Here is a 13,411-nt window from a genome sequence, read left to right as displayed (position 1 = left end):
ACGCATCGGTAGCCACCTGTGCATTACCGCCGCAGGCAGGCGGAACGCCGGTCGTGCAGGGCCGTTCTGGCGCCGCGGTACTGATGCCGCGATCCGGAGCAACTGACATGAGCGTCAAATCGCTGGACGACCTCTTCCTGCACACGCTGCAGGACATCTACTATGCCGAGAAACAAATCGCCAAGGTTCTCCCCAAGATGGCGAAGAAGGCGGCGAGCGAGGATCTGAAAGCCGCGTTCGAGACCCATCTGGAAGAGACCAAGGAGCAGGTGACGCGGCTCGAGGAGGTGTTCGAGAGCCTCGACAAGAAGCCCCGCGCCGTGAAGTGCGACGCGATCATCGGCATCATCGACGAGGCGACCGAGCTGATGGACGAGGTCGAGGATCCCGAAACCCTCGACGCCGCGATGGTCGCCGCCGCCCAGGCCGTCGAGCATTACGAGATCGCCCGCTACGGCACGCTGATCACATGGGCCGGGATCCTCGGCCACAAGGACGCCGTCGCAAAGCTGCAGGAAACCCTGAAGCAGGAAAAGGCGACCGACGAGAAGCTGTCCAAGCTCGCCGACGTCAAGGTCAACAAGAAGGCCGCCTGATCCTGTCGATCGTCGCCTGGCCTCGGGGAAGCCGATTCCCGGACCGGGCGGCGGTCACGACGAACCGACCTCCAGCAGCCCCGAATCGAGCGCGATCTCCAGCCGGTCGACGGCATCGGCGAGCTTCTCGTCGATGACGTGCAGCAGCGTCGTCCAGTCGTCGTAGTGATGCAGGTCCCCCGCCCCGTCGGAGATGCCGCGCAGGCCCACCAGCTTGACGTCGAAACGCTGGCAGGCGCGCAGCACCGCGAAGGTCTCCATGTCGACCATGTCGGCGTCGATCGCGTCGTAGCGCGCACCCGAGACGATGTCGGACCCCGTCGACAGCCGCGCCGTCGGCAGGCTCGGCACCGGTGTCGGCAAGGCGGTGTGGACGGGATGATCGAGAAACGGTGTGACGCCCTTGGCAAATCCCAGCGGCGACGCGTCGATGTCGCGCCAGGCGACCGACGAGACCTGATAGATCTCGCCCTGTTCGAGCGTGCGCGACCCCGCCGAGCCGAGCGAGACCACGAGGTCCGGGCGATGGCCCGCCAGTGTCAGCGCATGCAGGGCGATTCCGGTGCCGAGCGCCGCCTCGATCGGCCCGACCCCGGTCATCAGGGGCGCGATGCGGCGGCGCAGCGCCGGGCCGTATTCGGCCGGGGCCGCCATGACGAACAGCACCCGGGCGCCGCCCAGCTCTTCCGTCGCGGCGTCGATCTTCGTCGGGTCGTAGTCGCTCATGCTGCCGTCCGTCCGGTGCTCCGAGCGTGGGCGCCCGGCGATGCTCTGCTCAGTTCAACCACCAGATGGCAGCGTTGAGAAGCGTCGCATAGGCGACCCAGGCGCCATAGGGCAGGAACAAAAGGGCCGAGACCCGATCCTCGCGCCAAGTATAGGCGACGAAGCCGCAGATCGCGGCGAACAGCGCCACGATCTCGACCAGCGCAAGGCCCGGCATCTGCGCGGCGAAGAACAGGAACGGCCAGACAAAGTTGAGGCCGAGTTGCACCCACCAGATCCGCGCGGCCTGCAGCTCGCCCCGGTGCCAGACGCGCCAGCCGGCGATGCCGATCAGAACGTAGAGCATGCCCCAGGCCGGTCCGAAGACCCAGCCCGGCGGATTGAACCAAGGCTTCTGCAGCGCCTGGTACCATTCGCCCGGCGCCGTCGCCGCACCCACCAGCGCCCCGCCGCCCACGGTCAGGGCGAGGAACAGCGGCAGAGCCACATAGCCCCGCATCAGCGACGCTCCAGGACCGCGAAGAAGAAGCCGTCGGTGCCCGTGGTACGCGGCGTCAGCGTCAGCGTCGTGCCGTCGCCGAGCGCGCTGGCATGGTAGGCCTTCGGCGCCTCCGGCAGGGCCTCGGCCCAGCGTCCCGCGGCATCGGCGACCCTGAACTGAGCACCCGCATCACGTTCCAGGAAGGCCGCGACGCGGGCCCCGTTCTCCTCGGGCAGCAGCGAACAGGTGATGTAGACCAGCCGGCCACCGGGCTTGACGAAGCGCGCCGCCGCGTCGAGCACCGCGTCCTGCTCTTCCAGCCGCTTGTCGAGCTGGCGCTCGGCCAGCCGCCACTTGGCGTCCGGGCGGCGACGCCATGTGCCGGTGCCGGTGCAGGGCGCATCGACCAGCACCAGATCCATCCGGCCTTCCAGTTCGCCGATATCGTCGCGCGGCGCATGGACCTGGACGTTGCGGACCTCGGCCCGCTTCAGCCGGTCGTGGATCGGCGCCAGCCGCTGGCGGTCGCTGTCATAGGCGTGGATCTGGCCGGTATTCTCCATGGACGCAGCCAGCGCCAGCGTCTTGCCGCCGGCCCCGGCGCAGAAATCCAGCACCTGCATGCCGGGGGCTGCCCCCGCCAGAAGCGCTACGATCTGCGAGCCCTCGTCCTGGATCTCGAACCAGCCCTTCTGGAAGCCGGCCTCCACCTGCACGTTGGGATGGCGGCCGTCGCCGGCGATCGGCGGGATGCGAAGGCCCTGCGGCGCCAGCGCCGTGGCGGTCGCGGCAAAGGGCGTCAGCGCCTTGGCGACCTTGTCGCGATCGGCGCGCAACGTGTTGACGCGCATATCGAGCGGCGGACGGTCGGACAGCGCCGCGGCCTCCGCGATCCAATCCTCGCCGAAGGCGGCTTCCACCCGGGTCGCCAGCCAGTCCGGCACGTCGGCCTGCACGGCGCCGGGCGCCGCGCTCAGCTCGCGGGTGCGGAAGGCGGCGAAATCGTCGGTCGACGGCATCTGGGGCGCGAAGCGGTCGCCATCCAGCGCGATGGCCAGATCCTTGACGCCCATGCCCTTGCTGTCGAGGATCGCGGCAAAGACCATGGCCGTCGGCGTCTCGTCTTCCATGCGCCAGGCCAGCGAGCGCCGCCGCCGCAGCACGTCATAGACGATGTTGCCGATGGCCGCCCGATCGCCCGAGCCGGCGAAGCGATGGGAAAGCCCCCAGTCCTTCAGGGCATCGGCCACCGGCCGGCGCCGTGCCTCGATATCGGCCAGAATCTCGATGGCCGCTGCCATCCTGCCGCCCAGGCGCATGATCGTATCCTTGCTGTGTCTTGCCGGACGATGCCGGGCGTTCCGTGCGCAGGCCGAATAGCCGATGGATGGCCTGTCGGGTCGACAGGTCGTCTTCGGTCGCAGTGCCTCGCGGATTGAGCGCAGTCCTGCACCACGCGACGGCACCCCCGCAAGCAAAAAGGGCCGGGATCGCTCCCGGCCCTCTCCGTCCGGCGCACGTAGCGCCGACGTTTCATGTCGCGGACAATGGCGTCCGGTTACTCCGCAGCGGCGCTGTGGCTGGTGCTGAGGCTCGCCTCGGCATCGTCGCGCGTCTGCGCTTCGAGTGCCTTGCGGACGCCCGCGCCGTACTCGGCATGCACCTTGTCGAAATGCGCCAGCTGGCGATCGACGATGAACTGCGGCACGCCCTGCATCGCACCGGCGATGTTGGCGCAGAGCCGCTCACGCTGGCCGGCGTCGAACATCTCGAACAGCGCCCGCGGCTGGCTGTAATGGTCCGCCTCGCCACGGAAGTCGTAACGACCCACCTGACCGCTGTAGCGATGCGGCGGCTCTTCGACGCTCGGATCCTCGACCGGACCGCCGAAGCTGTTCGGCTCGTAATAGGCGTCCGGGTTGGTGCGCATGCCGAACGGCATCTCGCCGTCGCGGTGATAGTGATGCACCGGGCTCTTCGGCTTGTTCACCGGCAGCGCGTCGTAATGCGTGCCGATCCGGTAGCGATGCGCGTCCGGATAGGAGAACAGGCGGCCCTGCAGCATCTTGTCCGGCGAGAAGCCGATGCCCGGGACGACGTTGGACGGGTTGAAGGCCGACTGCTCGATATCGGAGAAATAGTTCTCCGGATTGCGGTTCAGCTCCATCTCCCCGACCTTGATCAGCGGGTACATGCCATGCGGCCAGACCTTGGTCAGGTCGAAGGCGCTCCAGCCGGTCTTCTCCTCGAACTGGACCTCTTCACCCTCGGGCATGACCTGGATGTACATGGTCCACTTCGGGAAGCGGCCGTCCTCGATCATGCCGTAGAGAGCTTCCTGGTAGCTCTCGCGCGACTTGGCGATGACCTTCTCGGCCTCTTCGTTGACGAAGTGCTCATGGCCCTGCTGGGTCTTGAAGTGGAACTTCACCCAGAAGCGCTCGCCCTGGTCGTTCCACAGCGAGAAGGTGTGGCTGCCGTAGCCGTTCATGCGGCTCGGGTCGGTCGGGATGCCGCGGTCGGACATCAGGATCGTCACCTGGTGCAGCGATTCCGGGCAGAGCGACCAGAAGTCCCACATGGCGGTCGCCGAACGCAGATTGGTGCGCGGATGGCGCTTCTGCGTATGGATGAAGTCCGGGAACTTGTACGGGTCGGCGACGAAGAACACCGGGGTGTTGTTGCCGACGAGGTCCCAGTTGCCTTCCTCGGTGTAGAACTTCAGCGCGAAGCCGCGCACGTCGCGCTCGGCATCGGCCGCGCCCTGCTCGCCGGCAACGGTCGAGAAGCGGGCCAGCATGTCGGTCTTGGAACCCGGGCGGAACACCTTGGCGCAGCTGTATTTGGTGATGTCCTCGGTCACCGTCAGCGAACCGAAGGCACCCCAGCCCTTGGCGTGGACCACGCGCTCGGGAACACGCTCGCGGTTCTGGTGCGCCAGCTTCTCGATCAGCTGGAAGTCCTCGAGCAGCACCGGACCGCGCGGCCCGACCGTCTTGGAGTTCTGGTTGCTGGACACCGGCGCGCCAGCCGTTGTCGTCAGTCTCTCGCGATCAGCCAAGTGTGGCCTCCCTTCGCCGTGTTTGGAATTCTTCCAGACCGATAATAGGGATGCGCCCCATAATCTCCAATCGTATTTCCATGCGACGCCAATCAGTTTATCCTATCGCGCATGCTCACCATCCGACAGCTCCGCTATTTCAGTACGCTCAGCGAAACACTGCATTTCGGGCAGGCCGCCAAGCGCCTCAATATCAGCCAGCCCGCCCTCTCGGCGCAGATCGCCCAGATGGAGGAGTTCTTCGGCGGACCGCTGTTCCAGCGCGCATCCTCCGGCGTCACCCTGACCAGCGACGGCGCGCTCATCGGCGCCCGGGTACGGCGCATCCTCGCCGAGATGCAGGAGCTGGAAAGCCTTGCGACCAGCGGCGAGACGCTGCTGTCGCGCCGACTGCGCCTCGGCATGATCGCCTCGGTCGCCCCTTACGTGCTGCCGACCTTCCTGCAGGCGCTGGCGAGCGAATATCCGAGCCTCGTATGCGAGATTCGCGAAAGCGTCACCGACCGGCTGGTCGCGGATCTGGCGGTCGGCGAGATCGACTGCGCCGTCGTCGCGCTGCCGCTGGACGACCCGCTGCTCGAATCGATCGCGCTGTTCGAGGATCGCTTTTACCTGGCCCTGCCGGCCGCCGAGGCTTCGCGCCTGCCGCAGCCCGTGCCCCTGTCGGCGCTGCGCAACGAGCGGCTGATTCTCCTCGAGGAAGGCCATTGTCTGCGCGCCCAGGCGCTGGACATCTGCCGCATCGCCGATGCCGGCGAGATGGCCGGGCTCGGCGCCACCAGCCTGACGACGATCCTTCGCATGGTGTCGGGCGGGCTGGGAGCGACGCTGATTCCCGAGATGGCGATTCCCGACGAGACCCGCAGCGGCGGCATCGCCATCCTGCCCTTCGAGGCGCCGACGCCCTACCGCACCATCGCCCTCGCCTTCCGTCCGTCGACCGCCCGCCGCCGCGACTTCGAGGCGCTGGCCGACCTTCTGCGCCGTTCGCAGCCGCCGGCCGGCGCCGCCTGACACAAGCGCAGACGCAGGCGGCCCCGCACCGATCGGATGCGGGGCCGACCGTCGTGACGTGCGAGGCCGTGCCTTCAGAGGCTCGCCTGCAATTCGTCGAGGCTGCGCGCGGTGGTCTCGACGATGGTGTCGATATGCTGCTTCTCGACGATCAGCGGCGGACAGAAGGCCAGCGCATCGCCCATGGCGCGGGAGATGACGCCGTTCTTCTGCATGATCGCAAAGCCGCGCGCGGCCAGGTCCCCCGGCGGCTGGGCGGAGAGCTTGGCGGCCTTGTCGGTGACGAGTTCGATCGCGGCGATCAGCCCGACGCCGCGCACTTCACCCACCAGCGGATGATCGGCGAGCGTGCGCAAACCGGCCTGCATGAGCTCGCCCATCTCGCGCGCATTGGCGACGAGGTTGCGCTCCTCGATGATCTTCAGGTTTTCCAGCGCGACGGCCGCCGCCACCGGATGCCCGGACGCCGTATAGCCATGGCCGAAGGTGCCGATTTCGGAGGACTGGTCGGCCACCGGCGCATAGACCCGCTCGTTGATCAGCAGCGCCGAGATCGGCAGATAGGAGGACGACAGCGCCTTGGAGAGCGTCATGATGTCGGGCTCGATGCCGTAGGTCTGGCTGCCGAACATCTGGCCGGTGCGCCCGAAGCCGCAGATCACCTCGTCGGCGACGAGCAGGATGTCGTAGCGCTTCAGCACCGCCTGGATCTTCTCCCAGTAGGTCGCCGGCGGCACCACGACGCCGCCTGCGCCCATCACCGGCTCGGCGATGAAGGCGGCGACCGTGTCCGGCCCCTCGGCCTGGATCATCGCGTCCAGATCCTCGGCGCAGCGCGTCGCGAAAGCCTCCTCGCTCTCGCCGTCGCGGCCTTCGCGCCAGTAATGCGGGCAGGTCGTGTGCAGGACGCCCGGCATCGGCAGGTCGAAGGCGCGGTGGTTGTTCGGCAGGCCGGTCAGGCTCGCCGAGGCCAGCGTCACCCCGTGATAGCCACGGGTCCGGCTGATGATCTTCTTCTTCTGCGGCTGGCCGAGCGCGTTGGAGCGGTAGCGCACCAGCTTCATCATCGTGTCGTTGGCTTCGGAGCCGGAATTGGTGAAATACGCCTTCGACATCGGCACCGGCGCCATGCCCACCAGCTTCTCGGCCAGCTCGATGGCCGGGCCGTGCGATTTGTGGGTGAAGGTGTGGTAGTAGTTCAGCTTCTGCATCTGCCGCGCGGCGGCATCCACCAGCCGCTGTTCACCGAAGCCGACGGCCACCGACCAGAGCCCCGACATCGCCTCGATATAGCGATTGCCGTCGGTGTCGGTGACATGCACCCCCTCGCCCGATTCCATGACGATCGGCCCGTTGGCCTCGTGCTTGCGGGCATTGGTGTAGCTGTGGAGATGGAACGCGATATCGCGTCCCTCGATCGAATTCGGCTGGACGGTCATGGGTGCAGAACTCCGGGTATCGGGCTTGAGCGGCGGGCCGTGCTTGCGCCGCCACGTCGCTCCATCGGCCTGTGGTGCGCCTCAATACCCGTCCGGGTCAACGGGGGAATGCGAGCCGCTGTCCGCTATGCGCCGCACGCTCGCGCACGGGTCCTGGAACGGCTGGTAATTCCCCCTGCCGGGCTTATCATCGCAGCAGGGAGCGCGGCCGCCGGCGCGAGGCCGCGACACCGGTCGATGCGCGGCGAGGCCAGCGAAGACAGATCCGGGAGGAACCATGACGGGATCGCACGGCAGGGACGGTGATCACCACGCCCACGGGCATCACCACGACCATGATCACGACAATCATCTCGACCCGATGACCGCCCGGGTCATGGCGCTGGAGACGATCCTCATCGAGAAGGGCATGGTCGACCCGGACGCCCTCGACGCCATCATCGACACCTACGAGACCAAGGTCGGGCCGCGCAACGGCGCCAGCGTCGTCGCCAAGGCCTGGAGCGACCCGGCCTACGCCGACTGGCTGGCGCGCGACGCCACCGCCGCCATCGCCTCGCTCGGCTTCACCGGCCGCCAGGGCGAGCACATGCAGGCGGTGTTCAACACGCCGGAGCGCCACAACCTCGTCGTCTGCACCCTGTGCTCCTGCTATCCGTGGTCCGTCCTCGGTCTGCCGCCGGTCTGGTACAAGTCGCCGCCCTATCGCTCGCGCGCCGTCTCCGATCCGCGCGGCGTCCTGCGCGAATTCGGCGTTGCGCTGCCGGAGGGCGTCACGGTGCGGGTCTGGGACTCCACCGCCGAGCTGCGCTACCTCGTCGTGCCCGAGCGCCCGGCCGGTACCGAGGGACTGTCCGCGGCGGCGCTGGCCGCCCTCGTCACCCGCAATTCCATGATCGGCACCGAGCGTGACCTGAGCCCGCATGCCGCGCCGGAGACGCCGGCATGAACGGCCCGCACGATCTCGGCGGCCGGCACGGCTTCGGGCCCATCGCGCCGGAGGCGGACGAACCGCTGTTCCATGCGCCCTGGGAGCGTCGCGCCCTCGCCCTGACGCTCGCCGCCGGCGCAATGGGCCATTGGTCGATCGACGAAAGCCGCGCCGCCCGTGAGGATCGCCACCCCGCCGACTATTACGGTTCGTCCTATTACGAGATCTGGACCAAGGGCCTCGAGACGCTGCTCCTGCGCCACGGTCTCATCAGCTATCGCGAATTGCGCGCCGGCCGGCCCCTCGACCTGACCGTGCCGCCGAACCGTGTCCTGAAGGCCGACGCCGTTGCGCCGGCTCTCGCCAGGGGCAGTCCGGCCAACCGCGATCCTGAGGGCAGCACGCCGGCCTTCGCGCCGGGTGACAGGATCCGCACGCTGAACCTGCAGCCGCGCCACCACATCCGCCTGCCCGCCTATGCCCGCGAAAAGACCGGCACCATCGAGCGGGTACAGGGCTTCCATGTCTTCGCCGACGCCAGTGCCAAGGGCGACGACCATGTCGCGCACTGGCTCTACACGGTGGTTTTCGACGCATTCACGTTGTGGGGCGGCGACGCCTCGCGGAGCGACACCGTCTCCATCGATGCCTGGGAGCCCTATCTTGAGCACGCCTGAGACCGGCATCGCCGCGGCCTCGCCCGGCCTGCCGCGCGACGCGGCGGGTGAACCCGTCTTTTTCGCGCCCTGGCAGGCCAAGGCCTTCGCCATGACCGTCGCGCTGAACGAGCGCGGCATCCTCGCCTGGACCGACTGGGCCGCCGCGCTCGGCCGGGCCTGCGCCAATCTGCCCGCCGCCGGCCCCTCGCCCGAAGCGACAGCGGACGCCTATTTCACGGCATGGCTCGCGGCGCTCGAAGAGATCCTCGCAGCACGGGCGCTGGTAAGCGCCGATGCCGTCGATGCCGCGCAGGCCGTCTGGCACCGCGCGGCCGAAGCCACGCCCCACGGCACGCCGATCCGCTACGAGGCCGGCCTGCCGACCGAGCGCGACTGACCGACCCGACGCAGAACGGCCCCGCGATCGCGGAGCCGTCCGGCAGGTCTGGACAGGGTGCGAGTTGAAGGAGCGCTAGATCAGCGCCTTCAGCATCGTCTTCTCCTCGGCCGTCAGATCGGTGAGCGGCGGCCGGACCGAACCGGAACCACGGCCGATCAGTTCGACACCCGCCTTGATAATCGACACCGGATAGCCGACCTCGCGGTCGCGGATCTTGGCGAAGGGGAAGAAGAACTCGTCGAGGATCGTCGCCATGGTCGCCGTGTCGTCGGCCCGCATCGCCCGGTAGAAGCGCTGCGCCAGCTCCGGCACGAAATTGAACACCGCCGAGGAATAGGTGGTCACGCCGATGGCGTTGTAGGCCTCGGCGAAGAGTTCGTGGGTCGGCATGCCGCCGATATAGCAGAAGCGGTCGCCGAGCTTGGCGGTGATCTGGCGCACGACCCCGATCTGGCCGGTGCCGTCCTTGAAGCCGACGAGGTTCGGGCAGGCATCCGCCAGCCGCGCCAGCGTGTCGGCGGTGACGATGGAATTGGCGCGGTTGTAGACGATGACGCCGAGCCCGGTCGCGTCGCACACCGACTTGATGTGCCGGTAAAGGCCTTCCTGGGGCGCACCGATCAGATAATGCGGCAGGAGCAGCAGGCCGTCGGCCCCGGCGGCTTCGGCGCGCCGGGCGATGTCGCGGGCCAGTTCGCCGCCATAGCCGCAGCCGGCGATGATCGGCACGTCGCCCGCCACCTCCTTGGCCGCCGCCGTCACCGTGCCGACCTCTTCCGGCGACAGCGAGAAGAACTCACCGGTGCCACCGGCCGCGAACAGCGCCGCAGCATCGAAGCCGGCCAGCCATTCGACATGGCTGCGGTAGCTGTCCAGATCGAGCGACAGGTCCTCGTGGAAATGCGTGACCGGGAAGGACAGCAGGCCGGAAGCCAGCCGGCGCTTGAGTTCACTGGGCGACATGGGCTCTCCAATCATACGACGTCTCGCAGATGACGTATGATGACTTGAGCCTTGCTGTCAATCGCTGGCGGGCGTCGGCCGGGTTGCGCGGGTGATGGCGCGGTAGCGCTTGATGCCGCCCTGCAGATGCCGCCGCATGGCGTCGCGGGCGGCCTCGGGATCGCGCGCCCAGATCGCCTCGGCCACCTGCGTGTGCTCGGCCAGGAGCTGTTCATCCCGGTTCGGCAACGGATCGATGCCGCCCATCGCCTTGCGAAACTTGACCCGCGGGATGATCCGCCGGCCGACATGCTCCAGAAACGCTTTGAAGCGCTGGTTGTTGGTGGCCGTGGCGATGGTCATGTGGAAGGCGAAATCGGCATTGTCGGTGGGGCGCCCCTCGGCCACCAGCCGCTCGAAACTCTCGAGCTGCGCCTGGATCTCTGCCTCCTGGGCCGGCGAACTGCGCAGCGCCGCAAGCCCCGCGGCCTCGACCTCGATGCCCAGCCGCAGCTCCAGTTCCTCGATGATGTCGGAGATCTTGTCGGTCGCATCCGCAAACAGCGTCGGCAGCTGCTCGCGCTGGCGCGGACCCAGCACGAAGACACCGACGCCCTGCCTCGATTCCACCAGGCCGTCGGCGCGCAGGGCTGCGATTGCCTCGCGGATCACCGTCCGGCTGTAGCCGAAACGCTCGACCAGCACCGGCTCGGTCGGCAGCTTGTCGCCCGGGGCGTAGTCGCCGGCTTCGATCCGCTCGCGCAATTCCTCCGTGACGCGCACCGTCAGCGGCCGGCTGTCCTTGGCTTGTCCTGTCACCACCCTGCCTGCTTCCTCCCTGCGATCCGCCTTGGGGTCGCCATCTGCGGCTCTGCATCGTGCCATGCAGTTCGCGCGCGTCGCCACCTCAACATATGATGACATACCGCGTCGATGACCACGATCACGGCTTTCGTCGCACGCCCGCCGTTCCGGTGAATTGTGCGAGAGCTCAGCCGGCGGGCCGCACGACGTTGCTGCAGGCCCGGCCGGTGAAATGGCGATTGATGTTGTCCGCCATGGTCGCCTGGCGCCGTCTTATGGTGCCGTCCGTCCAGGCCGACATGTGCGGGGTCATCACCACATTGTGGAGCGCCGCGAAATCGAAGCGGGACGGCGCAGTCACGTCGCCTTCGGCCTCCGGATAGCGGTACCAGGTGTCGATGACGGCTCCGCCAATGCGGCGATGGGACAGGGCCTCGTACAACGCCGCCTCGTCCACCACCGGGCCGCGCCCGACATTCACCAGCACCGCATCCGGCCGCATCTGGTCGAAGGCGGCCGCATCGATGAGACCGCGCGTTTCAGGCAACAGCGGCAGCGACACGACGACGAAATCCGCCGCGGCGTAGAACGCCGACAGGTCGCCAAGGCCATGGCTGGCATCGACGTCGCCGGCTACCGGCACCGGGCTGCGATTGGCGACGTGGATCGTCATGTCGAATGCCTTCGCACGCGCCGCCACCGCCCGGCCGATATGGCCGAAGCCGAGCAGCCCCAGCGTCCTGCCGCCGATCTCGCCATGAATATTGGCCGCCGCACCGGCGCGATAGGGCCATTCGCCCTTGCGCAGGCGTCGGTCCGCATCGAACAGCTTCACCTGATGGGACAGGAGCGCCGCCATCACATATTCGGCCATGGCGGGCTCGTGTCCGAAGCAATTGCAGACGGTTGCGCCGGGCGGCAACGCGTCGAGGGCGATGCCGTCGGTGCCCGTGGCCGAGACGTGATAGAGCCGCAGCCGCTCCGGCCTTGGCTGCGAAGCCTGGAAGCGATTACCGATGATCACGTCGGCCTGTCGCAGCGCCTCCGCATCGGCCTCGGTCGCCGGCTCGTCCGGCACGCGCCGGATCGTCGCCTCGACCTCGAGCAGGGCGTCGAAGCCCTCGACGAAGGAGGCGGCGTTGCGCCCGTGAAAGACGATTTCGATCGCGTCGGCCATGCGTCCCCGCTGTGCTGCACCGGCGGCGGCGCGCGAGCGTCGTCCGCCGGTGACCTCTCGGCCGATTGACAGGCCGAACCATCAGTGTCTTTATGCAGTGATCATATGGCATCGGCAAGAGATCATATGATGAGCGGCAGGGAGACGGGCCGCCGCATCTGCCATGCGAATTCGAGGCACGCCGGGAGGCACAATGCTCGCAGCCATGAAGGGCGTCTACATCGTCGCCCAGACGCCGTTCGACGCGGATGCCGGGATCGACCTTGCGAGCGTCGACACGCTGGTCGACTTCTACTGCCGCCATGGCGCGGACGGCTTCACCGTGCTGGGCGTCAGCGGCGAAGCGGGCAAGCTGACGGAGACGGAATCGCTGGCCGTCGCCAAGCGCTACATCGCCCGCGCCGGCGGCCGTCCGGTCATTGTCGGGGTCAGCAGCCCCAACCTCGCCCAGCTTTCCCAGCTCACCGCGAAGGTCATGGATGCGGGCGCCGCGGGCGTGATGATCGCGCCAGCCAGCGGCATCCGCACCGACGACGAACTCGCCCGCTATTTCGATCACGTCTTCACCGCCATCGGCGACGTGCCGGTGGTGCTGCAGGATTTCCCCGGCGCGACGAATGTCGGCATGTCGGTGCCGGCGATCCTGTCGCTGGTCGAGCGCCACCCGCAGATCCAGGCGATCAAGCAGGAAGACCTGCCGAGCCTCAACAAGATCACGCGCCTGCGCCAGGGCGGCGGCCGCCGCGTCGCCATCCTGACCGGCAACAACGCCATGTATCTGCCGCTCGAACTGGCGCGCGGCGTCGACGGGCCGATGGCCGGCTTTTCCTATCCGGAGATGCTGTCGGGCGTGTACCGCCTGCACACGCAGGGCGACATGGACGCGGCCAACGATCTCTTCGAACGCTACCTGCCGCTGCTGCGCTACGAGGCGATGGGCTTCTGGGGCGTGGCGGCCCGCAAGGAGGTCATGCGGCGACGCGGCGCCATCCGTCACGCCACCATGCGTCAGCCCGGCCCCGCTCTGACCGCCGAGGACCATCGCGAGATCGACGCGCTGGTGGCACGGGTCGAGGCGCGGCTGGCCGAGGCCGCCTGACGGCCGGGCGCCGCCCCGCGGGGACGGTCGCAGGAATCGGGGAAGACGGTCCGGCGGCACGCGGCGCCGGATCGACGAAGCG

General features: G+C 68.1%; 14 protein-coding genes. 6 read left to right on the top strand and 8 right to left on the bottom strand.

What is annotated here, in order from left to right; all coding sequences use genetic code 11:
• Positions 1-107: 107 nt before the first annotated feature.
• A complete protein-coding gene (locus J3367_RS01200; protein ID WP_024349122.1) occupies positions 108-596 on the top strand; it encodes a ferritin-like domain-containing protein in 489 nt (162 codons plus the stop codon).
• Between the two features lie 54 nt (positions 597-650).
• Here the strand turns inward: J3367_RS01200 and J3367_RS01195 are convergent, their stop codons facing one another.
• The 4 genes from J3367_RS01195 to J3367_RS01180 form a co-directional block, all read right to left on the bottom strand.
• Positions 651-1,322: a 5'-methylthioadenosine/S-adenosylhomocysteine nucleosidase gene (locus J3367_RS01195; protein WP_024349123.1), complete on the bottom strand. Its 672-nt coding sequence runs from the start codon at positions 1,320-1,322 to the stop codon at positions 651-653.
• A 49-nt stretch (positions 1,323-1,371) separates the two neighbouring features.
• Positions 1,372-1,821, bottom strand: coding sequence for a TspO/MBR family protein (locus tag J3367_RS01190; protein ID WP_024349124.1), 450 nt, complete (start codon positions 1,819-1,821; stop codon positions 1,372-1,374).
• Entirely contained in the window at positions 1,821-3,122 is a 1,302-nt protein-coding gene (locus tag J3367_RS01185; protein ID WP_024349125.1) for an RsmB/NOP family class I SAM-dependent RNA methyltransferase, read from the bottom strand. The genes J3367_RS01190 and J3367_RS01185 overlap by 1 nt, the downstream gene beginning before the upstream one ends.
• 239 nt (positions 3,123-3,361) lie before the next feature.
• A complete protein-coding gene (locus J3367_RS01180; RefSeq protein WP_024349126.1) occupies positions 3,362-4,864 on the bottom strand; it encodes a catalase in 1,503 nt (500 codons plus the stop codon).
• A 111-nt stretch (positions 4,865-4,975) separates the two neighbouring features.
• Between J3367_RS01180 and J3367_RS01175 the strand changes: the two genes are divergently transcribed.
• Complete coding sequence (locus J3367_RS01175) at positions 4,976-5,878, top strand: hydrogen peroxide-inducible genes activator (protein WP_024349127.1); 903 nt, start codon at positions 4,976-4,978, stop codon at positions 5,876-5,878.
• Between the two features lie 74 nt (positions 5,879-5,952).
• Here J3367_RS01175 and J3367_RS01170 read toward each other — a convergent pair whose 3' ends face one another.
• Positions 5,953-7,317 (bottom strand): aspartate aminotransferase family protein, encoded by a 1,365-nt coding sequence (locus J3367_RS01170; protein WP_024349128.1) that lies wholly within the window; start codon positions 7,315-7,317, stop codon positions 5,953-5,955.
• A gap of 277 nt (positions 7,318-7,594) precedes the next feature.
• Between J3367_RS01170 and nthA the strand changes: the two genes are divergently transcribed.
• The 3 genes from nthA to J3367_RS01155 are packed head-to-tail and all read left to right on the top strand — an operon-like array spanning position 7,595 to position 9,304.
• Positions 7,595-8,266 carry a nitrile hydratase subunit alpha gene (nthA, locus tag J3367_RS01165; protein ID WP_024349129.1) on the top strand — a complete coding sequence of 224 codons (672 nt, stop codon included), beginning with the start codon at positions 7,595-7,597 and terminating at the stop codon, positions 8,264-8,266.
• On the top strand, positions 8,263-8,925 hold the full coding sequence (gene nthB / locus J3367_RS01160) for a nitrile hydratase subunit beta (protein ID WP_024349130.1): 663 nt from the start codon (positions 8,263-8,265) through the stop codon (positions 8,923-8,925). The genes nthA and nthB overlap by 4 nt, the downstream gene beginning before the upstream one ends.
• Entirely contained in the window at positions 8,912-9,304 is a 393-nt protein-coding gene (locus tag J3367_RS01155; protein ID WP_029702657.1) for a nitrile hydratase accessory protein, read from the top strand. The genes nthB and J3367_RS01155 overlap by 14 nt, the downstream gene beginning before the upstream one ends.
• 75 nt (positions 9,305-9,379) lie before the next feature.
• Here J3367_RS01155 and kdgD read toward each other — a convergent pair whose 3' ends face one another.
• The 3 genes from kdgD to J3367_RS01140 form a co-directional block, all read right to left on the bottom strand.
• Positions 9,380-10,270 (bottom strand): 5-dehydro-4-deoxyglucarate dehydratase, encoded by an 891-nt coding sequence (gene kdgD / locus J3367_RS01150; protein WP_029702658.1) that lies wholly within the window; start codon positions 10,268-10,270, stop codon positions 9,380-9,382.
• A 57-nt stretch (positions 10,271-10,327) separates the two neighbouring features.
• A complete protein-coding gene (locus tag J3367_RS01145; RefSeq protein WP_051141490.1) occupies positions 10,328-11,071 on the bottom strand; it encodes a FadR/GntR family transcriptional regulator in 744 nt (247 codons plus the stop codon).
• A gap of 169 nt (positions 11,072-11,240) precedes the next feature.
• A complete protein-coding gene (locus tag J3367_RS01140; RefSeq protein WP_421460023.1) occupies positions 11,241-12,230 on the bottom strand; it encodes a 2-hydroxyacid dehydrogenase in 990 nt (329 codons plus the stop codon).
• A 193-nt stretch (positions 12,231-12,423) separates the two neighbouring features.
• Between J3367_RS01140 and J3367_RS01135 the strand changes: the two genes are divergently transcribed.
• Positions 12,424-13,329, top strand: a complete 906-nt coding sequence (locus J3367_RS01135; protein ID WP_029702660.1) for a dihydrodipicolinate synthase family protein — start codon at positions 12,424-12,426, stop codon at positions 13,327-13,329.
• Positions 13,330-13,411: the final 82 nt, after the last annotated feature.

The sequence above is a fragment of the Aurantimonas sp. NFXS3 genome (assembly GCF_049132005.1).
Classification (GTDB): domain Bacteria; phylum Pseudomonadota; class Alphaproteobacteria; order Rhizobiales; family Rhizobiaceae; genus Aurantimonas; species Aurantimonas coralicida.
Note: the sequence above shows the minus strand (reverse complement) of the source record. Positions and strands in the feature narration are given on the sequence as shown.